The 22,941-nt window shown below is 45.6% G+C and carries 17 protein-coding genes; 9 read left to right on the top strand and 8 right to left on the bottom strand.

What is annotated here, in order from left to right:
* Positions 1–62 precede the first annotated feature (62 nt).
* Positions 63–1,883 (bottom strand): alpha-amylase family protein, encoded by a 1,821-nt coding sequence (locus tag NCI00_RS09990; RefSeq protein ID WP_253527027.1) that lies wholly within the window; start codon positions 1,881–1,883, stop codon positions 63–65.
* Between the two features lie 240 nt (positions 1,884–2,123).
* Here NCI00_RS09990 and NCI00_RS09985 point away from each other — a divergent pair, with 240 nt between their 5' ends.
* A complete protein-coding gene (locus NCI00_RS09985; protein WP_253527024.1) occupies positions 2,124–3,248 on the top strand; it encodes a glycosyltransferase in 1,125 nt (374 codons plus the stop codon).
* A gap of 28 nt (positions 3,249–3,276) precedes the next feature.
* Here the strand turns inward: NCI00_RS09985 and NCI00_RS09980 are convergent, their stop codons facing one another.
* Genes NCI00_RS09980 through NCI00_RS09960 form a run of 5 tightly spaced genes read right to left on the bottom strand, consistent with a single transcriptional unit; the run spans position 3,277 to position 7,324 of the window.
* Positions 3,277–3,891: a cytochrome c oxidase subunit 3 gene (locus tag NCI00_RS09980; RefSeq protein WP_253527021.1), complete on the bottom strand. Its 615-nt coding sequence runs from the start codon at positions 3,889–3,891 to the stop codon at positions 3,277–3,279.
* A gap of 27 nt (positions 3,892–3,918) precedes the next feature.
* A complete protein-coding gene (gene ispE / locus NCI00_RS09975) occupies positions 3,919–4,731 on the bottom strand; it encodes a 4-(cytidine 5'-diphospho)-2-C-methyl-D-erythritol kinase (protein WP_253527018.1) in 813 nt (270 codons plus the stop codon).
* Positions 4,732–4,790: 59 nt separating this feature from the next.
* Positions 4,791–6,698, bottom strand: a complete 1,908-nt coding sequence (gene serA, locus NCI00_RS09970) for a phosphoglycerate dehydrogenase (protein ID WP_253527015.1) — start codon at positions 6,696–6,698, stop codon at positions 4,791–4,793.
* A 12-nt stretch (positions 6,699–6,710) separates the two neighbouring features.
* Positions 6,711–7,046 carry a HepT-like ribonuclease domain-containing protein gene (locus NCI00_RS09965; protein ID WP_253527012.1) on the bottom strand — a complete coding sequence of 112 codons (336 nt, stop codon included), beginning with the start codon at positions 7,044–7,046 and terminating at the stop codon, positions 6,711–6,713.
* On the bottom strand, positions 7,043–7,324 hold the full coding sequence (locus NCI00_RS09960) for a nucleotidyltransferase family protein (protein WP_166559275.1): 282 nt from the start codon (positions 7,322–7,324) through the stop codon (positions 7,043–7,045). The genes NCI00_RS09965 and NCI00_RS09960 overlap by 4 nt, the downstream gene beginning before the upstream one ends.
* A gap of 221 nt (positions 7,325–7,545) precedes the next feature.
* Here NCI00_RS09960 and NCI00_RS09955 point away from each other — a divergent pair, with 221 nt between their 5' ends.
* From NCI00_RS09955 to NCI00_RS09945, 3 genes are read left to right on the top strand one after another with little or no spacing between them, the layout of a single operon-like run.
* The gene (locus tag NCI00_RS09955) at positions 7,546–8,757 is read left to right on the top strand and encodes an exonuclease SbcCD subunit D C-terminal domain-containing protein (RefSeq protein ID WP_253527010.1); all 1,212 of its coding nucleotides are present in this window, start codon (positions 7,546–7,548) and stop codon (positions 8,755–8,757) included.
* A 36-nt stretch (positions 8,758–8,793) separates the two neighbouring features.
* Complete coding sequence (locus NCI00_RS09950) at positions 8,794–10,350, top strand: hypothetical protein (protein WP_253527008.1); 1,557 nt, start codon at positions 8,794–8,796, stop codon at positions 10,348–10,350.
* Positions 10,351–10,377: 27 nt separating this feature from the next.
* Complete coding sequence (locus NCI00_RS09945) at positions 10,378–13,419, top strand: SbcC/MukB-like Walker B domain-containing protein (RefSeq protein ID WP_253527006.1); 3,042 nt, start codon at positions 10,378–10,380, stop codon at positions 13,417–13,419.
* Between the two features lie 7 nt (positions 13,420–13,426).
* On the opposite strand, the gene NCI00_RS09940 is transcribed toward NCI00_RS09945, so the two are convergent.
* Positions 13,427–14,194 carry a YdcF family protein gene (locus NCI00_RS09940; RefSeq protein WP_253527005.1) on the bottom strand — a complete coding sequence of 256 codons (768 nt, stop codon included), beginning with the start codon at positions 14,192–14,194 and terminating at the stop codon, positions 13,427–13,429.
* A 100-nt stretch (positions 14,195–14,294) separates the two neighbouring features.
* On the opposite strand from NCI00_RS09940, the gene NCI00_RS09935 reads away from it, so the two are divergent.
* Together NCI00_RS09935 and NCI00_RS09930 are read left to right on the top strand one after the other, a co-directional pair.
* The gene (locus NCI00_RS09935; protein ID WP_253527004.1) at positions 14,295–15,725 is read left to right on the top strand and encodes a TlpA family protein disulfide reductase; all 1,431 of its coding nucleotides are present in this window, start codon (positions 14,295–14,297) and stop codon (positions 15,723–15,725) included.
* Between the two features lie 19 nt (positions 15,726–15,744).
* Complete coding sequence (locus NCI00_RS09930; protein WP_253527003.1) at positions 15,745–17,175, top strand: thioredoxin-like domain-containing protein; 1,431 nt, start codon at positions 15,745–15,747, stop codon at positions 17,173–17,175.
* 111 nt (positions 17,176–17,286) lie between these two features.
* On the opposite strand, the gene NCI00_RS09925 is transcribed toward NCI00_RS09930, so the two are convergent.
* Entirely contained in the window at positions 17,287–17,574 is a 288-nt protein-coding gene (locus NCI00_RS09925; protein WP_253527002.1) for an ATP-dependent Clp protease adaptor ClpS, read from the bottom strand.
* 98 nt (positions 17,575–17,672) lie between these two features.
* Between NCI00_RS09925 and NCI00_RS09920 the strand changes: the two genes are divergently transcribed.
* The 3 genes from NCI00_RS09920 to NCI00_RS09910 all read left to right on the top strand — a co-directional run bounded on the left by NCI00_RS09920 (position 17,673) and on the right by NCI00_RS09910 (position 22,934).
* Entirely contained in the window at positions 17,673–19,154 is a 1,482-nt protein-coding gene (locus NCI00_RS09920) for a sodium:solute symporter (RefSeq protein WP_253527001.1), read from the top strand.
* 201 nt (positions 19,155–19,355) lie between these two features.
* Positions 19,356–20,477: a DUF4249 domain-containing protein gene (locus NCI00_RS09915; protein ID WP_253527000.1), complete on the top strand. Its 1,122-nt coding sequence runs from the start codon at positions 19,356–19,358 to the stop codon at positions 20,475–20,477.
* 36 nt (positions 20,478–20,513) lie between these two features.
* A complete protein-coding gene (locus NCI00_RS09910; protein WP_253526999.1) occupies positions 20,514–22,934 on the top strand; it encodes a TonB-dependent receptor in 2,421 nt (806 codons plus the stop codon).
* Positions 22,935–22,941: the final 7 nt, after the last annotated feature.

Raw genomic sequence — 22,941 nt, 5'->3', positions numbered from 1 at the left:
TCAGGCTTTTCTCCAACCAAAAATATCTCGGAGAAAAGCCTGAAAAATACGCTCTTTAAGTACTATTTCGATGATTTTATCTCAAAAATCCGAACGCTATTTTCACTCATGCTGACTGGTACACCCTGCGCGGCTTCGACGGTGAGCGTTTGGGGATGATTAAAAATTTCTGTCAGCGTGTATTTCCCCGTTGCCGAAAGACCCATCGTTTCCCACGCATGGGCGGGGATTTTGACGGTGGTTTGTGCACCGTTATGCAAATCAAAATTACAAACAATCAACAATTTTTGTTTGTCAGAATGACGCAGGTAAACATAGTGTTTGGCATCGTTGTAACCCGCACTTTGGCCGTTGTTGTTGGCATACTGCAAGTCGTAAAACGCTCCATTTTGGATGGCATCACTTTTGTTAATCAATTTTAATAAATCAGCGTAAAATTTACGCAGCTTTTGTTGGTCTTCGTTGAGTTTGCCGCCGTCAAATTTTCCACCGTTGACCCACGCTTGGTATTCGGGCACGCCCCAATAATCAAACATCGTTGTGCGGCCATCTTCTCCCGAAAAACCTTCAGCAACGGTGGGTGTCACGCCCACTTCCTGCCCAAAATACAACATCAAAGGCCCCGTATGCAGCGTGGCCGAAACCACCATGGCGGGAATGGCATAAAACGGATTTTTAGCAAAATACTGGGAGGCAATGCGCTGCTCGTCGTGGTTTTCCAGAAAACGCAGCATTCGATTGGCAAAATCGCCCGATTCTTGTTGCCATACCCGCGTAATATCGGCGGTATGCCCGTGCCCTTCCATCAAGCGGCGCAGCGAATCGTAGAGCCCCACTTTGTCGTAGAGGTAATCAAATTTGCCGTTAAAAAGATAATTGCGGTACTCGGCAGGATTGTAGATTTCGGCAATAAAAATCACCGCAGGGTTTGCCTTTTTAACTTCAGGAATCACCCACCCCCAAAACTCAAAAGGTACCATTTCGGCCATGTCGCAACGGAAGCCATCGACACCCTTGGCCGCCCAATAGAGCAAAATATCCCGCATTTTGAGCCAAGTATTCGGAATCGGGTCAAAATGACGGCTGCGATTGTTAAGGTAATCGACGCCGTAATTGAGTTTAACGGTTTCAAACCAGTCATTGATGCTGGGCTTGGCCGAAAACACGTCGTTTCCCGTAGCTTTGGCGGGAAATTCTTCGTATGGAAAAGTTGAAATCCCCGGCGGCACAGGCACGTTGTCGGGAACGAGGAATTTTCGATTGGGCAGGTAGTAAAAATTATTTTGCGGATTAAACGCCTCTTCTACCTTATCGCCTTCACCAAAGTCTTTTACGCCTTCGGGTTTCATGTCTGACTTATACTGCCGTGCCACGTGATTGGGTACAAAATCAATGATAACTTTCAGATTGGCTTTATGAGAGCGGGCCACCAGCGCCTCAAACTCCGCCATTCTATTGCGTACATCTACCGCCAAATCAGGATTGACATCGTAATAATCTTTGATGGCATACGGCGAACCCGCGATTCCCTTCACTACATACGGGTTATCTTTGGGAATTCCGTAGGCCGAATAATCGGTCATGGTAGCATGTTCAATCACCCCCGTGTACCAAACGTGTGAAATACCGAATTTTTTCAGTTCTTTCAGGGCTTTGTCGGTAATGTCATTGAATTTTCCCGTGCCGTTTTCATCACGCGTGCCGTAAAACTTATTGGTTGAATTCAGGTTGCCAAACAGGCGAGTGTAGATTTGATAAAGTACAATTTTGTCAGTCTGAGGTGGGTTCATGCGAGGTTGAGATTTAGGTGACGGCTGAGCTACTACACTTGTAACAAGCACATTAGCAGCAAGCCACAAAGCGGCTTTTATGGTAGTTTTCATTTATCATAGGTTAAAAAAATATGGAACTATTAACTATTTGTCGCAGACCAATAGCACACGGATAAAACGGACGGTTGGCCGCTGCCATGTTCCAACACGGATAAAATCCGTAAAAACCCGTGTTTCCAAAGGAATCAGTGTCATCCGTGTGCTATTATTCAGAACTTGCGACAAATTTTTTATAAGTCCGAAAAATAGGTACTTTTTTCAAAAATACGGGGATTCACCCATATTTGCAACATGCACAAACCAACCCCGCGTCCGCGAATTTTATTACTCAGTACGGTTCATACGGCCACAGATCCGCGCATTTCGGGGAAAATTGCTCCAAGCTTATCCACTCATTTTGACCTTTTTGTTGCCTTAGCTGTTGACCAAAACGACCAACGAAAATCTCCGACCAACCAACGTTTTATTGGTCTGCCCTACTTCCGTCAGCTCCTTTGGCGTGTGTTTTTTGTTCACCCCATCGTTCTGTGGAAGTTCCTATTTATCAGGCCGCAAATTGTGCACCTTTTCGTGGCTGAATTGTTGCCGTTGGCTTTTTTGTTTCGGTGGTTGGGGGCTGAAGTGGTGTATGAAGTTCAGGAGAATTTGTACAAAAAATTCCCTTTCAAATCGTACAATCGAGGCTGGTTTTTCGAGCGTCTTTTTCGGTATTTCGACCACCAAGCGCGGCACGTATTCAAGTTTGTTTTTACCGAAGATGCCTATTTGAATGAGTACCAAAATCTTGGGAAGCCCCACGCCATTGTTCACAATTTTGCGTCTTCCGACTGGCTTTCGTGGCCTTTTCCCGCGCCAGATGTCCAACAACCCACCTTTTTTTACGCGGGAGTCATCAGTTTTGAGCGGGCGTTTGATACTCTGTTGCGTGCCTTAGTCATTGTGAAAAGGAAACATCCGAGCGTACGGTTGCACCTTTTTGGCCACCTGCGCATTGCACAAAAATCCTTGGAGGAACGAAGCGACTACCGAGCGGTAAAGGAGCAGTTGATTTTTCACGGATACGCCCCGCAGGAAGAAGCGTTTTTGTACGCCCAAAAAGCCCTTGCGGGCATTGCCTTGCTCAAACCCGTCGGCGATTATGCCGATTCTTATCCCACCAAAATGTTTGATTACATGGCCTTGGGCTTGCCCGTTATCACATCCGACTTGCCTTTATTAAAGGCGGTTATTGAGCCAAATCAATGCGGTTTTTGCGTTTCTCCCTACGACGCAGAAGCATTGGCCGCCGTAATGCTATCGTGCATTGAAAACCCTAAAACGCTACAAGCAATGGGAATAAATGGTCGTAAAGCCGTTAAAACAACGTACAACTGGGAAAATGAAGCAAAAAAGTTACTGGAATTATACAGGCAATAAATGCAAGTCAAACTGTCGCCATCGTTCATTACAGCCCGTGATGATACAGCAAAAAGCCGAACAAATATAGCCAAAGCACATCTACAAAATGCCAATAAATGGTAATGAGCTTGATTTTGAGTTGATTGGGAGGGTTAACACTAAAAACAAAAGCGTCGACATAGTTGCTATTTTTGAGCGACTGATATACGGCCCAACTCAGTACACCAATGCCAATCAAGATATGAAAAATGTGCAATCCAGAAAACAAATAAATGAACCCCGCCGAGGGGTTATTGAGGGTAGAAATACCCGCCTTGATGAGTTGATACCATCCCAAAAACTGAAGAATCACAAACAAAATTCCTAAAAAAAGCGTGGCAGCAATGTATCTTCTAAACTCAGGATAACGATCGGTGCGCAGGCTGTGATTGGCCAAATGCAGCGTGAGGCTACTAATCAAAATGGCAACCGTACTGACCCAAAAAAGGCCTGGGAGCGGCACATCTGTCCAGTATACACCCGCCGATTTGCGCATGATGTAGACCGCTAACAGAATCGTAAAAATCAGAACACTCCCTCCAATGCCCAACCAAAGCATAAAGTTGAACGGCTCGCGCCGCTTAGTAAAGCGATTTTCCTTAACGATTGAAGCCTTCCCCATGATGATGCCTGCGTCCAAACGGCTGATTTACGATGTTAACTCTCCTTGCCAAACGGTGTAGTGTGGCAAAATGTTCTGAAAATTGACCTCTTTCTCGAAAATTCCGTAAATTGTTGAACCTGACCCCGTCATAGAGGCGTATTCCGCGCCCTGCTCGTACATAAAATTCTTCAATTCAGGCAAAATCGGATATTTTAGAAATAGACCTCTTTCAAAATCATTCTGTACACAATGACGCCATTCCGACAGCGGGCGTTGCAAAGCTTCCAGCAAATTTACCGAAGGGGCCTGAGGTCTGACCCCCGCATAGGCTTCGGCCGTTGAAATATGAAGATTTGGATAGACCAAAACAATGTATTTCCCCTTGAGAGATAGAGAAATATCGGCAAATTGGTCGCCTTTTTCGTAGCAATAAACGGGTTTATTTTGAATAAAAAAGGCGCAATCGCTGCCCAATTTACGCGCGTAGTTTTCCAATGTCTCCGTTGGGAGTTGGAGGTTATAGACTTGATTTAACAACGTAAGTGTAAACGCGGCATCGGCAGAACCGCCGCCCATCCCCGCCCCAATCGGAACAATTTTGAGAAGATGCATGGCCAAAGGCGGCAGTGCAAAATCATTTTTGAGCAATTCGTATGCCTTCACGCACAGGTTCTTGGCAGGGTCGCCAGGAATATCAATCCCCGACGATGAAAAGTTGAATTCATGGGCGGGAATTACCTCCAGCACATCGCTCCAACCCACGGGATAAAAACAAGATTCGAGATTATGAAAACCGTCGGGGCGTTTTTCGGTGATGTGCAGGCCAATGTTGATTTTGGCGTTTGGAAAGACAATCATACAATTGAAAGAAAAACTTCCCAAAAGTTTGAACTTTCGGGAAGTTAGAATATGTCTATTTAGTACAACATCCGAAACTTAATGGTTTCTTCCATGTCCTTGATTTCTTGCACAAAACCGTCAACGTAGCTGCGCTCCACATCCATGATAACGTAGCCAATTTGGTCGTTTGTTTTGAGGTATTGTCCCGTGATGTTGACATTGTAGCGGGCAAAAATATTGTTTAGTTTAGCCAATATCCCTGGCACATTGCGGTGTACGTGCAGCAGGCGATGAGAGCCTTTCAGCAACGGCAATTGCACTTCAGGAACGTTGACGCTCCCCGTGGTGCTGCCATTGTTTACGTACTCCAACAACCGCTCTGGCACGTAATGACCGATGCCCTCCTGTGCCTCTTCGGTGCTGCCGCCGATGTGCGGCGTTAGAATGACGTTGGGCAAGCCACGCAACTCGCTTTCAAAGGCTTCATTGTTGGTTTTAGGCTCATACGGAAACACGTCTAAACCCGCTCCGCTTACTTTCCCGCTTTTGAGGGCTTCTACCAAGGCTTCCACATCCACTACGTGACCGCGTGCTAAATTCAGAAACACTACGCCATCTTTCATGAGTCCGAATTCACGTTTGCCAATCACATTTTTATTGTCTTTCCGACCGTCGATGTGCAGACTCAGCACGTCGGCTACTTGCAACAGTTCATCCAATGACTTGAGTTTCTTGGCGTTGCCGATGGGCATTTTATCCACTACGTCGTAGAAATACACTTCCATCCCCAAGGCCTCTCCAATCACCGACAGCTGCGTACCGATGTGCCCGTAGCCCACGAGGCCCAGTTTTTTGCCGCGTACTTCAAAGCTATTATTGGCTGATTTATCCCATTTTCCAGCGTGCATTCCCACACTTTTGGGGAATACGTTCCGAATCAACATAATCATTTCACCCACGGCCAGCTCTACCACCGAGCGGGTATTGCTATAAGGCGCATTGAATACCGCAATCCCTTTTTCGGTCGCGGTTTTTAAGTCTATCTGGTTGGTCCCGATACAGAACGCCCCAATCGCAATCAGACGCGGAGCATTTTCGAGCACCCGACGGGTCACCATCGTTTTGGAGCGAATCCCTAAGATGGTTACGTCTTTAATTTTCTCAATCAGTTCGTCTTCGTCCAGCGCCCCTTTCACAAACTCAACGTTAAACCCTTCACCTTCAAAGGCTTCACGAGCTACCGGGTGAACATTTTCGAGCAATAAAATCTTAATACGGCTTTTGGGATAGGATTGCGAACGCGGAAGGTTGTTCAAAAACAGGAACTCATCCAACGACGGCACAATGTGGTCGGCTACTTTGGTCACTTTTTCCCGTTCAACATTTTCTGTAAACGCATAAAAACGGCTGGCCAAACCCGACTCACGGAGTTCATAATCGGTATAACCGTCGCCGATGACACACACCTCGCCTTCAAGGTTGAGAGATTGGAGCAGTTTTACTTTTCCTTTGTCGGAAGAAAGCACATTGTCATTATCGACCCCGATGATGTTGTCCTCGGCATCAAAACGAAATGTATTGGCGTATACGTTTTCTTCTTTGATTCCCAACTCGGTCACAATCGGCACAATAAATTCCTTGAATCCGCTCGACAGAATCAAAATGCTGTCGGCGTAGTCGTGCAGAAAAGCCTGATTCCGCAGGAAGGAATCGGATATTTTGGTACGTAAAAAATCGATTAAAGCATCAATGTGCGAACGATTAGCCTGTAAAAGTTCGATACGACGGCGAAGTCCTTCGGCAAATGGCATATCGCCATTCATGGCCGTTTCGGTCAGGTCGCGAATCTGTTGTACCACTTTTTCGCGGTTGGGATTGCCGGCAAGAGCAATGTTGGCCAATTCGTCCAAGCCTTCGACCTGCGTAAAGGTGCTGTCAAAGTCAATGACGTAATAGGTTTGTTCAATTGTGTTGGTGGTGAGCATTCTGCAAATTAATTATAAACTGAGGTAAATATGTTGGAGTTTTCCCAACAAGGGTGGGAGATTTTGTTTTATGGTATTGTAGATGGTGTGAGATGAGATTCCGAAATATTCATGCGATAATTTGTTTCTCATTGCTTTCATAAGTCGCCATTCAATTTCGGGGTATGCTTGTCGAAGCTCTTCTGAAACATTGCCAGAAGCTTCTCCTATTATTTCAAAACGACGATAAACCGCATCTTGAATCAACAAATTTTGGCTAAATTCATAATCCGAATTATCACCGATATAGCTAAAAATGAGTTCTATACTTTCGATAATATCTTTCAAATAGACGCGATCGTCTCTCATAGCAATTTGATTATATCCTTGAAAATGTGGGGTTTCAATGATGCTTTAACAGCCCCAAACTCTACAATGTCAATCTTTCGATGGGTTAGTTTTTCTAAATCTTCTTCCATCTGTAATACTTCAAAGAAAGTTAGTCCTTCTTTTTCAATTAATAAATCAATGTCACTATGGATGTTTTCTTCTCCACGTGCAAACGAGCCAAACAAAGCTGCGCGGCTCACTTTTCGTTGTTGCAAATACCCACGGACCGAATCAAAAAAGACAAAAGGCACTTCCATTAGTTTCTCTCTCTAAGTTTACTGCAAATTTACCGTTCCTTTTTGTCATTTTTGCAGAGTTATGTGAAGTTTCGATATTTATCCATTCCCTTAAATCTTTAAAACCTCCAAAATAGGCAAAAAAGCGCCCTTTTAACCCCATGCTTTAGATGCATTCTTGCTGTTTTGGAAAACTTTAAGGACGTAAATGTCCCAGATTGGACAATAAAAAATAATTGTAAATGAAAATCCTACATACAGCCGATTGGCATTTGGGAAAACAGCTCCATAAATACGGTCTCGAAGAAGACCACCGCTTGTTTTTGGATTGGCTGGCCCTCACCATTCAGGAGCGTTTGATTGACGTTTTGCTCATCTCAGGCGATGTTTTTGATACCACCAATCCCTCCAATCAGGCGTTGGCGCAATACTACGGTTTTCTTAAAAAATTAATCGGCACGGGCTGTCAGGTGGTCGTAACGGGTGGCAATCATGATTCTCCAGGTGTGCTCAATGCCCCGCGCGAACTGCTTAAATTTTTGGATATTAAGGTAGTGGGAAACGCCCTCGAATCCATTGAGGATGAATTACTTCACCTAACCACTCCCAGCGGTGAAATCGTGGTGGCGGCAGTGCCCTACCTACGAGAAGCTGACTTGCGTAAGTCCGTTTCGGGTGAAGGCTACGAAAACCGACTCGCGGCCCTTCGGCAAGGTATTCGGGGACATTATGAACAACTTGCCGATTTGAAATCCTCCCAATTTGCCGATTTGCCCTCCATTGCCATGGGGCATTTATTCGTCAACGGTGCCTCCACATCCGAAAGCGAACGCGACATTCACGTGGTGGGCGGCGAGGCCGCTTTTTCAGCCGAATTTTTTCCGTCGGGGTTTGACTACATTGCACTTGGCCACATCCATAAACCCCAACGCATCAACAATTCGGATTTTATTAGGTATTCGGGCTCTCCCATTCCGCTCAGTTTCAGCGAGCGCGACGACCGTAAATACGTCTTGGAATTGACCGTCGACAACGCAAAAATCACGTCGGTAGAGGCGCTTCCCGTGCCTGCTTATCGAGAATTACGTTGCTTTACGGGCAGCCTCGACGAAGTGGAAGCGGGCCTAAAAGCCTACGTTTTTACAAATCCGCTACCTTCTTACGTAGAAGTACACGTCACAGAGCCTTTTGCTGACCCTCACAAAGAGATGTATTTCAACGAGTTGCTGCGCGAATTTAGCAATGTTCCTTTCCAAATTATTAAACCCAGATTATCTTTTACCAACCGAACCAAAGGGGCCGACGAGCTTTTCATAACGGGAACTTCTATCCAAGATTTAACCCCGCGCGACGTGTTTAATCAACGGCTGTTGTCCGAAAATCTTGACGAAGAAACCCGTTTACTTTTACAGGAGGCGTTTGAAGAATTGTGGCGTGATGTATCGGAAACGTAATAATTTTCCATTATTTTCATTTAAAAATACGCCCAAATGTCCAACGATGAAGCAACGCTCAATCCACCAAAAACTTCGTCTGGTTTAGAGTGGGGTATCTTTCTTCTCTATTCATTTCTCATTATTTTAGGGATATACCACCACGAAATGTGGCGCGACGAGCTACACCTTTGGAATATTTTATCGTACTCGGGCAGTTTAACCGCGTTGGTTCACAACGCTGCTTATGAAGGGCATCCGTTGTTGTGGCACCTTATCCTGTGGCCTATCAATAAAATTTCTATTGCCCCGCATTGGATGCAGCTCATCCACACCGCATTTGTTTTAGGAACGGCCTATTTAGTGGTTTTCAAGAGTCCGTTTAAGACGTTTGAAAAAATCCTCATCTTGGTAAGCTATCCGTTGTTGTTTGAATTTGGGTTGATTAGTCGCAACTACATCTTGGCCGTTTTTCTAATTTTTCTTATTGCCATTTATTGGAAAAACCTTCGTCAAAACATCCTGATTATCTGCCTTTTATTGGCTTTACTGTTCAACACAAACGCTTATGCATTCGTGTTTGCCTGTGTGGTCAGCGCGGGAGCGATGCTTTTTTATGTCTCAGAAAAAGGCCTTCATTACCGAGATTCTAACCTTTGGATTGGCTCATTGCTTATCATCATCGGCGCGTTAATCAGTATCATCACGATTATTCCCCCAAAAGACGCGTCGGCTGAAGCAGGATTTGTCCTGAATTTTGACCCACAACGCATCGGTTTTGTGTTAAAGAATGTGTACAAAGGCACGTTTTCTTTTCCCGAAATAGGTTATTTTCACTTTTGGAACACGTTTTTTAGGGAGAATAAATACCGCATGGCAAGCCTTGGCATGGCCGCGTGGCTAGGCCTGTGGTGGCACTTGCGAAAAGACCGACCCGTGCTCCTACTTTCAGGATTGATATATGCTGCATTGGGTGGTTTTATTTACCTGAGCGCCTACGTGGGCAGTGTTAGACACTATCAAATATATACCATCAGTATATTGTTTTGCTTTTGGATATTTTTGGACCGCAAAAAGAGTTACGTTCCCGCAAACACCTCTGCCCCATACACAAGATTTGCATTTTTAGCCATTCTGTGTGGACAGGCAATAGCGGGTCTATTCGCCTATTCTAAAGACCTTGCCTACCCTTTTTCCAACGCCAAAGCCGCCGCCACTTTTCTTGAAACCAACTACGCGGGCACTCCTTATCTCTTGATAGGAAACTATCATTATCTAAATACCCCCGTGGCTGGCTATTTAGAACAAAAGATATTTTCGTTGGATATTTTGCAAAACACCGCTTATTCCGTTTGGCGGGCCGATTTGTGGAACCCGTCGGTGTATGGCATGACCGATTCAACTTTACTAAAGCGGGCCGCACAAATGGCAAACGCACAGAAGAATAAAAAAATAGTCTGGCTGTGTGAATACAATTCGCCAGTGGCTTACACGGAAGGTCACCTCAAATCTGTAAGTTTGCAAGGGAAAAATTACCAATTTGTGTGCGTGAAAGTTTTCAACGAATCAATCGTTCACGACGAAAACTATTATATCTACGAGTTGAAAAGGTAAAATCCCGCCAAAAAATAGTCGCTTTAAATGAAGATTCTTCGTACCCGTTTTAAAAATATCAATTCGTTTTACAACGAACCTTGCTGCGTTGATTTTTCCATCAATCCGTTGGCGGTGTCGGGGTTGTTTATTATCTCTGGGCCGACGGGCGCAGGCAAATCTACTCTACTGGATGTGATTACGTTGGCGTTATACAATGAAATTCCGCGCTTTGGGAGTATTTCAAAAACCGACATCAAAACCCTCGGCTCCATCGTCAATCTCAAAGCCGCTGGCGAACCCAAGTCCGAAGCCTACGCCGAGGTAGAATACGAAGTCAAAGGCCGTCAGTACCGCTCTCGTTGGAGCATTGCCCGCAACCGCAACAACGAGTGGAACAACTACCAAATGGAAATTGCGGAATTGCCTTCTGGCAACCTGCTGGACATCAAAGGATTGGCGAATTTCCCCAAAAAGAACGCCGAAATCATCGGCCTTAATTATGAGCAGTTTGTAAAATCCATCGTGCTGGCACAGGGGAGTTTTGCGGAGTTTCTGCGCGCCAAAGCCCACGACCGTTCTAAGTTGTTGGAAGATATTACGGGGCAGCACATTTACCGCCAACTCGGCCGGGCCTCTTTTGAAAGAGACCGCCAACACGAAGAAAAGTTGAAGCTGAAAGAGAAGGAGTTACAACTCGTATCTATGCTAACCGATGAACAGGTAACGCAGCTAAAAGACGAACTCAACATTGCCCAAGCGCACCGTATTCAGGCCGATAAAGACCTGATTTTCTGGGAAAAAGAAAAAAATACGCTCGACCGCTGTACCGAACTTCTCCAAAAACTGGAAAAAGTTGAAAGCAACAAACAGCTTTTGAAGCAGGAACAAGCCCTCTTTGCCCCGCAGGCACTCCGCCTTCAGCACCACGAACTCGTGAGCGAATGGGCCGCTGACTTGGCAACGCTTAGGGCGCGACAAAATCAGTTAATCGATTTACAAAAAAAACAAAAAGCCCTTAAAGAAGAAGCCGATACCCAACAAACGATTGTAAAAGAGACGGCGGAAAAAATTGAAAAACTGATTCAAAAAACCGTTCCTTACGCACTTCTGGAGCAGGAATTAACCGCCTTTGAAACAGAAATTTTGGGACTGGAAAAGGACATCGAAAAACTAAACGCCGAAATTCGACCCATTTTTAACACTATCCGTCAGGAAGTAGCTCAAGCGAGCAACGACTGGCTGAAACAATTAGGATTGGAAAAATTGGACGAAACCAACGCGCTTCTTCTCCAAAAACAACAAGAAATCCAAGCCGAAGTAACACGTTTCGGACCTGATTTTGACGCACAAAATGAGCTTTCTCGATTGTCGACGCGCGAAAAAGCATTGATTGAGCTGAGCGCAAAATTGGAAAAAAGAAATGACCTCGTGTCCAAGGGTCAAGATACCAGAAAAACAGTTGCCGAAAACGCCAAAATTGTTACCGAAAAAAAGCCTCTATGGGAGTTGGCACAGGCAACGGCTCAAAGTTTAGAACTAAAAATCAAGGCGTTACAGTTAAAAAAAGAGAAAGAACAGCAAAAATTTAATCTGGAAGACTTGCGAAACGCCCTGCAAAACGGCGACGAATGTCCGCTTTGTGGCTCTACGCACCATCCATACGTACACGCCTACATCAACGCTTTGTCGCAGGTGCAGGTGGATCTGGATTTATTGGAAAAACAAAAAAAAGAGGCTGATACGCAAGCCAAAAATTACGGCACTGAACTCAACAAAGCCGAGGCGCTCGTGACGCAGGCCGAAGCTGATTTGAAGAAACTACGCGAAGATTTCTTAAAGGCCAAAGAAGATTGTGAAAATGCATTAGGGACGCTCCAACTCCCACTTGAAACAACACTAGAGCAATTAGTCGTTGAGCAAACCCAATTAATACAACAGCAATCTACGACCAACAATTGGTTAAAAATCAAAGACTTAAACAATATCATTCAAAAAATAACGAGAAATTATGCCGCCCTTTTTGAGTTACGAACCCAAAAAGTCGAGAAAGAGCAGGAAAAGCTACGGCGCTACGCAGGCAAAGATATCAGGGCCGATGGTCAATCGTTGAAAAGTACGCTGAGCAATGCCCAAACTGCGCTCAGCATTGCCCAAAAAGCATGGACTGAAACGGAGAAAACGCTCATTGAGGAAACCAAAAAAACTGACGCCGCAGCCGCCTCTTTGACGCAGCAATTGCAGCAAAAAGGCATCGAAAGCATCCAAATCGCCCATGAATTGTTGCTTTCAAGCTCCGAGATTGAAAACCTCAAAAACACCCGTAAACGACTGGACGATCGGGAAAAAGAACTGGAAATCAATCAGAAAACTTGGCATGAACAACTACACTTGCTCTCGCAACAACGAGCCACCGAACTCAACGCTGAGGAAACAGAATTTAAACTTAATTCATGCCGCCAACTGCGCGACAAATATTTAAGTGAATCGTCGGAAATAAGCACAAAATTAGATAATCACACCAAGCAAAAAGAAATCTATTCGGGGTTGCAATCTGAGCTTGAACAACTCCGTACGCAGCGACGGAAATGGGATTTGCTCAATCGCTACATTGGCGACAGTACAGGCAATAAATTCAGCAATTTTGCCCAAAACCTGACGCTGTCCAACCTCATTGGCCTGGCCAATCAGCGCCTCCGCCACCTATCCGACCGCTATGTTTTGGATAAACCTAAAGAAGATACCGATAGTCTATTTGTGATTGATATGTACCAAGGCAATGCCCAACGAGCAGTAAACACGCTTTCGGGCGGCGAAACTTTTACGTTGAGTCTGGCATTGGCATTGGCACTGTCGGATTTGGCTTCCAAAAACGTCAGCATTGAAAGCCTATTTATTGACGAAGGTTTCGGCACCCTCGACCCTGAGTCGCTCGATATGGCCTTGAGTATGTTGGAGCGACTTCAGTCAGAAAGCGACAAAACCATCGGTATCATTTCGCACGTGGAGGCCCTCAAAGAGCGCATCGGCACGCAGATTCGGTTGTTCAAAAACGTCAATGGCCTCAGTACGTTGGAGATTGTAGGGTAAATAATTATTAGATATACCCTACTATTTTGTACACTACATACCCAATCATTTCGTGCCAAACGAGGTAAAAATGGGCCAGCGCTTCTTCGGAAGGGAAGAGTTTATCAAACCAAATTGCGCCGCCGTCTTCCTGAAGATAGTGCGCTGGGCACGCAAAAACCGTAATGCCTTCTTTCTTAAAACAACCCTCGGCCCGGGGCAGATGAAAAGACGAGGTAATCAACATGCATTTGTCGGTATTGAACTGTGTCTTTAAGATTTTGGCGGTATTGACCGCATTTTGACGCGTGTTCAACGACAAAGAATCCTGCACAATATCGGCCGCAGCTACCCCCGATTCAATGAGGTATTGTCGGATACCGTTGTTTTCTGAATTGTTGATTCTCCCTCCTCTCAACGAGCCTTCTCCCCCGCTGATGATGATTTTCTTGATTTTACCTCGTTTATATAATTCAAACGCTTGTAATGCTCGGTCGCCGCTTTTGCCAAACCAAACGTGTTTGGTAGGTTGATGATACCGTTTTATAATCCCGCCCGTTAAGAGGGCCGCTACTTCGTATTTTTTTTCTTCATTAGAAGCCCTCGGCTCCCACCATTTCAGCAATTCATTGACCAAAATCGGACTACTAACCAGATAAAGCCCTATCAACGCCCCAATCAAAACTTTTCGGCTTCGGGCACGTTTTTTGGTTAGGATGGCGTAAAGAAAAGTAATACACGCCATGGTCAGCGGCATCAGCAACACGTCAATGGTTTTAGATAGAATATAAAACATATAGCCTGTTTTGAGGATAGAGACGCTAAAAGTGTAAAAAATTCGTTTAACTGACTAAAATAAAAGTTCTAATTTTGAGGCCTATAAAACGCATAAAGCGATGAAATTAAAACGTATCCTTCTTCCTTTATTTTTCTGTACTACGCATTTAGTTTTTGCCCAATCGGCCTACCGAATCGAAGGCCAAATCAAAGGTCTCAACGGAGGCAGTTGCATTCTAGCTAACTATTACGCCGCCCAAATATACGCCAAAGACACCGCCCAAGCCGACAAAGACGGGCATTTTGTCATTGAGGGCAATAAACCGCTTGCGGGTGGGGTGTATGAAATCGTATTGCCCGACCGTAAAACGCTCTACCGGATGCTGATTGCCGACGACCAAGACTTCAGTTTTACCGCCGATACGGTCGACATCGTGGGAAGTATGCGCGTAAAAGGAAGCCGCGACAACGAGCTTTTTTATGAGTTCCAGCGCTTCATGAAAGACAAAGAAACGGAATATCAAAAACTCAAAGCCCAAAAAGTACCCGACAGCGACAAGCGCTACAAAGATATTCAGGACCAACGGAAAGCCTTTTACGACAATTTCATGAAGGTCAACGAGGGTACTTTTACCGTCAAACTCTTCAAAGCGTCGGCCGAACCAGAGTTACCACCTGCCCCCAAACTTCCTAACGGCAAAACGGATTCTGCTTGGGTCTTCAATTACTATAAAAGCCACTACTGGGACAACTTCGATTTTTCGGATGCTCGGATGCTCCAGACGCCATTTCTTCACCAAAAGCTGGACCGCTACATCAAAGAATTGACCCTTCAAACCGAAGACTCACTCATCAAAGAAGCTGATTTGGTGGTCAATAAAGCCATCAAAGGAAATCAAAAAGACATCATTTCCTATTGTATTTGGTACATCACCAACCAATACGAAATGCCGAAGACCGTCGGAACGGAGGGGGTTTTTGTGCACATGGGCGAAAAATACTACCTCACTGGCATCATGCCCGTTTCTGATACGGCCACCCTCAAAAATATGTCTGAGCGTATCAAAGTGTTGAAGCCATTGTTGGTCAACAAAATCATTCCCGACTTGGGCGTGATGAGCTACCGCGCCCCCGACAAGCTAGAGTATATTCACGGCAGCAAAGCCGACTTTCAGGTGCTGTTTTTTTACTCTCCTACCTGCGGCCACTGCCGCGAATCGGCCCCTAAGTTGAAAGCCTTTCACGACAAAATGCACGCGCAGGGCGTCGACGTAATGACCGTTGCTATCGAGGGCAAGGAGGACGAATGGCGCAAATTTATCAAAGAGTTTAAGCTCGAAGGCATGACCAACGGGTTTGGCCTGGTGGCTTCTCGTCAGGTGGTATATCGCAACGACTATGATGTTTTTTCAACGCCAACGGTGTATGTATTAGACAAAAACAAAAAAATTATTGCCCGTCGGCTGGGTGTCGAAGATTTGGAACCATTTTTGAACGTTTATAAAAAGCGCCTTGCGTTGGAATCAAAACCCGCAGGCAGCCGGCAATAAACAAGTTTTTATGTATCCAATGCGCACTTTGTTTTTTTTGCCTTTTCTGGTTTTGATGGGTCTGACCACGCTCGCCCAAAACGGCGGCTACAGCATCAAAGGAACCATTAAAGGGCTTCGACCTGAGCCGTTTACCTTGGCCCACTATTTGGGTTTTTCGCAATACGTGGTAAAAGATACGGCCGTTGCCGATGCAAATGGCCACTTGACTTTCACGGGCGACAAACCCCTTCCCGGAGGAGTTTATATGCTGCTTTCATCCACCAAGCGCCGCGTCGCGGAGTTTATTATTGGCAATGAGCAACATTTTTCGTTTAGCTCCGACACCCTCAATGTGGTCGGCAATATGAAGATTGAGAACTCGCCCGACAATGAGCTGTATTATAAATACCAACAGCAAATTGCGGGCTACAACACCGAAATAAACGTTTTGGCGGCGCAAATGAAAATGCGCCAAGATGTGTTGACCCAAACAAAAATCAACAACCTGCGGCGACAGATATTTGACTATTACCGCAGTTTTGCGCAGGAAAATGCCACAACCCTGACGGGCAAAATCATGAAAGCCAACGCCGAAGTGGACCTTCCACCCGCCCCTAAGCGCCCCGACGGACGGGTGGATTCAGTTTGGTTGTTCCAATATTATAAGGCTCATTTTTGGGATAATTTTGATTTTTCGGAAGAGCGCCTCGTTCGTACCCCTACCCTGCAACGAAAGCTAGACCGGTATATGGGCGAGCTCACCTTTCAGCATCCGGATTCACTGATTCAAGCGTCGGATGTGGTGATTGAAAAAGCCCTGAAAGGAGGCAGTAAAGAAATGCAGGCCTACTGTATTTGGTACTTAACCAACAAAGCCGAAAACCCGTCGGTGATGGGTATTGAGCAGGTATTTGTGCATTTGGCCGAAAAATATTATTTGGGCGGAATCATGCCCATGACCGATTCGAGTACGTTGCAGAATATCCGCCAAAAAGTCAACGTCATGAAGCCGCTTTTGGTGGGCAAAACCATGCCAGCACTCTCCTTAACAGATACGACAGGCCAACTGCGCTCATTAGCCGATGTGAAAGCCAAATATACGGTCGTGGTTTTCTACGACCCCGACTGCAGTCATTGCCGAAAATCTACCCCTGCATTGAAGACGTTTTACGAAAAAAACAAAAAAACGCTGGATGTTCAAATCTTTGCGGCATCGGTGGCGCGAGCGCCCGAACAATGGAAGAAATACATTCGGGAGTTTGGCGTACAGGAATGGATTCACGGCTATGATTATAGCTTCCGTATTGATTTTCGGAAAAATTTTGACGTCATCAATACGCCCATGATTTACGTTTTAGACCAAGACAAAAAAATCATTGCCCGTCGCCTTCCCGCCGAAGAATTGGACGGATTTATGGATTTTTATGAGCAGCGGCTCGCCCGAGAGAAATCTATGAAAGTAAAATAAAACGGTGATTTCAGTATAGACATAGACAAGCCTGCCTTCCTATAACGTTTATAAGAAGGCAGGCTTTTTTTACTCTTTGGGTCTATTTTAATCAGTACGACGAATACCTGATTAGAGTACTTCCGCAGAAATTCCTCTCCGACATATTTCCTGACGCAAGGGAACGAGTTCTTCCCACGAACCATTTTTTACTTTACATTTTCCTTTGTAGTGAATGATAATGGTACATTGCTCAGCTTGTTCGGGCGTGTGGCTGCAAACCTCCATCAATGTATCAATCACCCAGTCAAACGTATTAATTTCATCATTGAAAACGACTAAACTGTACAAGTCGGTTTCTACTATCTTATCTTCAATTTCCTCTAACACGTCAATTTCTGGCATCTCAAACGGTTGCATTGGGCAAAGTTTTTTTTGGTTTTAATATAGTTATAACAAATTTACAAAAAACCTTAATAGGTTTGCAAATAAAAAAAAGTTTTAACCCATTTTGACCAATGAGCCCCTACATTGCCCTTAGTATTTTAATCGTTTATTTCATTGTTTTGATTGCCGTTTCGATTTATACCTCACGGGGAGCCGATACCAACACGTTCTTTACGGCCAATAAACAGTCGCCTTGGTATTTGGTTGCTTTTGCCATGATTGGGACCTCATTGTCGGGGGTTACTTTTATTTCTGTTCCGGGCGCCGTGGGCAAAATCCAGTTTTCCTATTTCCAGGTAGTATTGGGGTATATTTTGGGGTATCTCTTTATCGGTACGGTGCTCATGCCGCTGTATTATCGTCTCAATCTGGTCTCAATCTATAGTTATCTCGAACAACGTTTTGGCTTTTGGGCCTACAAAACGGGTTCGGCTTTTTTCTTGCTGTCGCGTACGCTCGGCTCGGCGGTTCGGCTTTACGTAGCGGCGCAAGTGCTGCAATTAGCCATGTACAACGGCCTGGGGATTCCGTTTGAGGTGTCGGTGGCAATTACCATTGCGCTGATATGGGTGTATACCTTCAAAGGCGGTATCAAAACCATTATTATTACCGATACCCTCCAAACTACTTTTTTGGTAACGGCCGTGGCACTGACCATTTATTTGGTAGCCAATCAACTTGACTTTTCGTTTGGAGGTATGGTTTCGGCCATTGCCGACAGCGAATATTCCCGTATTTTCTTCTTTGATGACCCAAAAGACAATAAATATTTCTGGAAACAATTTTTATCGGGTGCCTTCATTGCCATCACCATGACCGGAATGGACCAGGATTTGATGCAAAAAAACCTCACCTGCAAAAACATCGGTGAAGCCCAGAAAAACATGTTTTGGTTTACCATCACGCTTACGTTCGTCAACTTGATGTTTATGAGCCTTGGGGTGCTGCTCTATTTTTACGCCCAAAGCAAAAACATTGCAATTCCTGCCAAAACCGATGATTTGTATGCCATGCTGGCGCTTAATCACTTTGGTGTGCACGAAGGGACCGCCGGTGTCATTGTGGCCATTACGTTCCTGATTGGAATTACGGCCGCTACTTACGCTAGTTCAGATTCGGCCCTGACGGCCCTGACTACGGCATTTTGTATCGACTTCATGAACGTAGCCAACAAACCCGAAACCGAGCGCGCCCGCATCAAGCACTGGGTTCATATCGGCTTTTCGGTGTTGTTTTACATTGTCATTGTACTTTTCAACCAGATGAATAGCAAGGAGGTCATCACGGCGATTTTCGACATTGCGGGCTATACTTACGGGCCTTTATTGGGACTCTTTGCTTTTGGCCTTTATACTAAACGCCCCGTCAATGACCGGCTTACGCCGCTGGTTTGCGTGGCGGGGCCCGTCATTACGTATATTCTCAATCAAAATTCAGAAGTCTGGTTCGACGGCTACAAAATCGGCTTTGAGCGCCTCATGCTCAACGGAGCCATTGTATTTCTCGGGTTGTTGCTCATTTCCAAGCCAAAAAAATCGGTATTGGCTGGTTAGTTCCACAATTTTGGGCGTTGGTCGATTTTAATCCAGTATTGTAGGTAAAATGAAATAAATTAGTGGTTTATTACTGAAACCACTAATTTTCAGGATGTTTTTGAGAAAATCTCTACTTTCATTCGCTGTATTTTTAGGGGTATACACTCTTTTTTCAACAAATGCCCTTAATCAACCGTTTTTTTCTACTGCCTGCAATTCATGAATATCCGCCCAAAAACAACCTTTTTCAACTGTTTGCTGCTGACACTGAGTGCTTTCTACGGTTGCGTAGAACCTTACGATATTACCTATTCACTCAATGCCAACGTCTTGAGCGTAGAAGGTTTTGTGTCTGACCAAGCTGGAACAACCGTCAGTATTAACATCGCCCGCAATTCAAACAACAGTTATTACTCAGAGCCACTAAAAAAATGTGTTGCCGAAATCAGAGCCAGCGATGGCAGCACTATACAGCTTCAGGAAGTAGCCGATGGCATCTACGCAGCCCCCGCCAATTTTAAAGGAAAAATCGGACAAACCTACCAACTCGCTTTCAAAACGCCCGATGGCAAAACCTACGAGTCGTCCAAAGAACTGTTGAGCACCTCCCCTGAAATCAAAAAAATATATCAGCAATTTGACCAAAACGGGCTTTTGGACAACTTGGGTAAAAACGTGGTCAGCTCAACGGTAGATGTGTACCTCGACGTTGACGACCCCAAAGAAACCCAGAACTACTATCTCTGGCGCTGGAAACTCTACGAAGAGCAAAGCATCTGCATCACTTGTACGGGTGGACGGCTGGTGAATGGGCAATGCGTAAAAATCAATTCACGCAATCCGCCCGACTATGATTATCAATGCGATAAACAATGCTGGGAACTTATCTACAACAGCACCATAAATATTCTGGACGACAAATTTGTGAACGGCAGGAGCATTACGGGCAGGCTCATCGGTAAAATCCCTTTTTATTCTCCTTCTCAGGGTTGCCTACTCGAAATCGAGCAGTTGGCGCTCTCTCCACAGGCATATCAGTATTTTCAATTGTTGAGTAGCCAAGCCCAAAATACGGGTACGCTGACCGATACACCGCCCGCCGCCATCATCGGCAATATCCGCAACGTGGCTGATTCTCAGGACAAAGTAGTCGGTTTTTTTGGCGCTGCAGGCACCCGTAAAGTACAGTATTGGATCAACCGGGCGCTGTACCCCAACCCACTGGTCAAAACCCTGCTCGGACGCGCCCCCAACTATGAAATCACCTCTTTTCCTCCCTCCGCCTATCCTTGTGTTTTGAGCAGAACACGCACCCCGATTCGCCCCGAAGGCTGGCAGTAAATGATTTTCTGGACTATTATTAATTTCATGTATCTGATGACTTTGAAACATTTACTCCTTTTTATATTCGTACTCAGCACCAGCCTAAGCAGTTGGGGACAACAGCGGCCCAAATTTCAGGCGGCCCGCCCCAATGAACTGAGTGGCATGGTACGTGATTCTCTAACGGGTGAACCCATCGCCAACGCCGTCGTCCGCGTAAATTTTGATAAAATCGGCCTTTTCACCGATACCACGGGTACATTTTCGGTCAATCTGATTGATGCCGATTATGTGGTAACGGTCAGCCGATTGGGCTACCGGCCGTTTCGTATTAAGGTAAAAATGAATAAAAACATTCGGTTGGACATCAAGTTGATGAACATCGCCGAAGAGCTAGAGGAGGTCATCATTTCGACCCAAGCCGTTGACCAAAACGTATCGCGGCCACTGCTGGGCGTAACCCAGATGAACATCAAAACCATCAAACGGTTGCCCGCTATCATGGGCGAAGTGGATGTGTTGCGAAGCCTACAAATGCTACCCGGCGTAACGTCGGTGGGAGAAGCGTCAAACGGGGTCAATATCCGGGGCGGGGCCGTTGATCAAAATTTAATTCTGCTCGACGATGCCCCTATTTTCAACCCCACGCACCTTTTCGGGCTGTTTTCGGTTTTCCCACCCGATGCTGTGTCTGGCATGGAGTTGTATAAAGGAACCACCCCCGCGCGGTTTGGCGGCCGGGCCGCGGCGGTGTTGGACGTGTCGATGTCTAACCCAAGTTTGGAAAAATTCAGTTTGCAAGGGGGCGTAAGTTTTGTGGCAAACAGACTCACGGCCGAAATCCCGCTCGTCAAAGGCAAAGTAGGGCTTTTGGTGACAGGACGCGGGGCTTTCAATGATTTTGCGTTTCAGTGGGGACCACAAAAACTCAAAAATATTCGGGCGAGTTTCGGCGATGCCGCCGCCAAACTATTTTGGCGTATCAATACCAAAAACACCTTTTCTCTCTCCAATTATTACAGCACCGATTTCTTTCAGACCGACCTTCTGGGCGGCATCAACGATATTAATTCTACCTCGACCCAGTACAATTACAAAACGCTCAATTTCACGGCAAAATGGTTTCACGCGATTAGCGATAAACTCAACGTACAAACGACGGGCGTTTATAGCAAGTACCGACCACGCATTTTGTTGCCAGAGCTAGACAGCGACAATAAAGTGAGCATTGGCTCCGAAATCCTGCAACGTCAGCTAAAAACCAATTTTAATTACGCCCCCAACGCCCGCCATAAAATTGAATTGGGGGCCAACATGACACATTATCAACTGCAACCGGGTACGCTTAACCCGGGAAGCAACCAACGCGTGAACCCCCAAAGCATTCCGACCGAAAACGGGATTGAATTGGCCTTACACGCCGAAGACGAAGTAACCGTCAATTCCAAGCTAACGGTTTCGGCGGGGTTGCGGTACTCTTACTTTATGGCGCTCGGACCGAGCACCGTTCGTCTCTACACACCCGGCGACCCCCGCACCGAGTTGACCATTATTGATTCCGTTTCTTACGAAGCTGGGCAAGTGACCAAAACCTACGGAGGCTTTGAACCACGGTTGGGCCTACGTTACAACATCGACGAGCAATCTTCCATCAAGTTTGGCTACAACCTGATGCGTCAGTATTTACAGGTTGTTTCCAATACCACCACTCCCCTGCCCACCTCGCGCTGGAAAATGAGCGACGCGCACATCCGTCCGCAGGTGAGTCAATTATGGTCAGCGGGTTATTTCAAAAACTTGAAAAATAATATTTACGAGTTTTCCATTGAAGGCTACTACCGCACCACCCAAAACATCATGGATTTTAAACCGGGTGCAGATTTTTTACTCCAAAAATACATCGAAACGCAGGTACTCCAAGGCCAAAGCCGCGCCTACGGAGCCGAGCTGATGGTCACGAAGAAAAAGGGAGAAATCACGGGATGGGTCAATTATACGTATTCACGGGTACTGAATCAGGTCAATGAAGGGCTGCAATTTACCGAGCAAATCAACGACGGCAAATGGTATCCCGCCAATTTTGACCGCCCCCACAACGTCAACATGTCGTTCAATTATTCCGAAAACAAGTACCACAATATTTCGCTGACATTTACTTACGGCACTGGCCGACCCTACACAATACCAAATGGTTTTGTGAGTTTTCAGGGCAAAGCCTACCCGTATTATGCCGAACGTAACCAAGGCCGCATCAAAGATTATCACCGCCTCGACTTCTCGTGGCAAATCAATAATCCCAATCTCAAAAACAACCGTTGGACGGGAAGCTGGATTTTTACGGTCTATAATCTATACGGACGCAAAAACCAGTACTCGGTCTTCATGCGCACCCAAGGCACCGCCTATACCACGTACCAACTCCAAATTTTCTCGTCGCCGATTGTATCTTTGGCGTACAGTTTCAAATTTATGTAATTCAACC

This window comes from Runella salmonicolor (assembly GCF_024158025.1).
GTDB lineage: Bacteria > Bacteroidota > Bacteroidia > Cytophagales > Spirosomataceae > Runella > Runella salmonicolor.
This window is presented reverse-complemented; position numbering and strand designations above follow the sequence as displayed.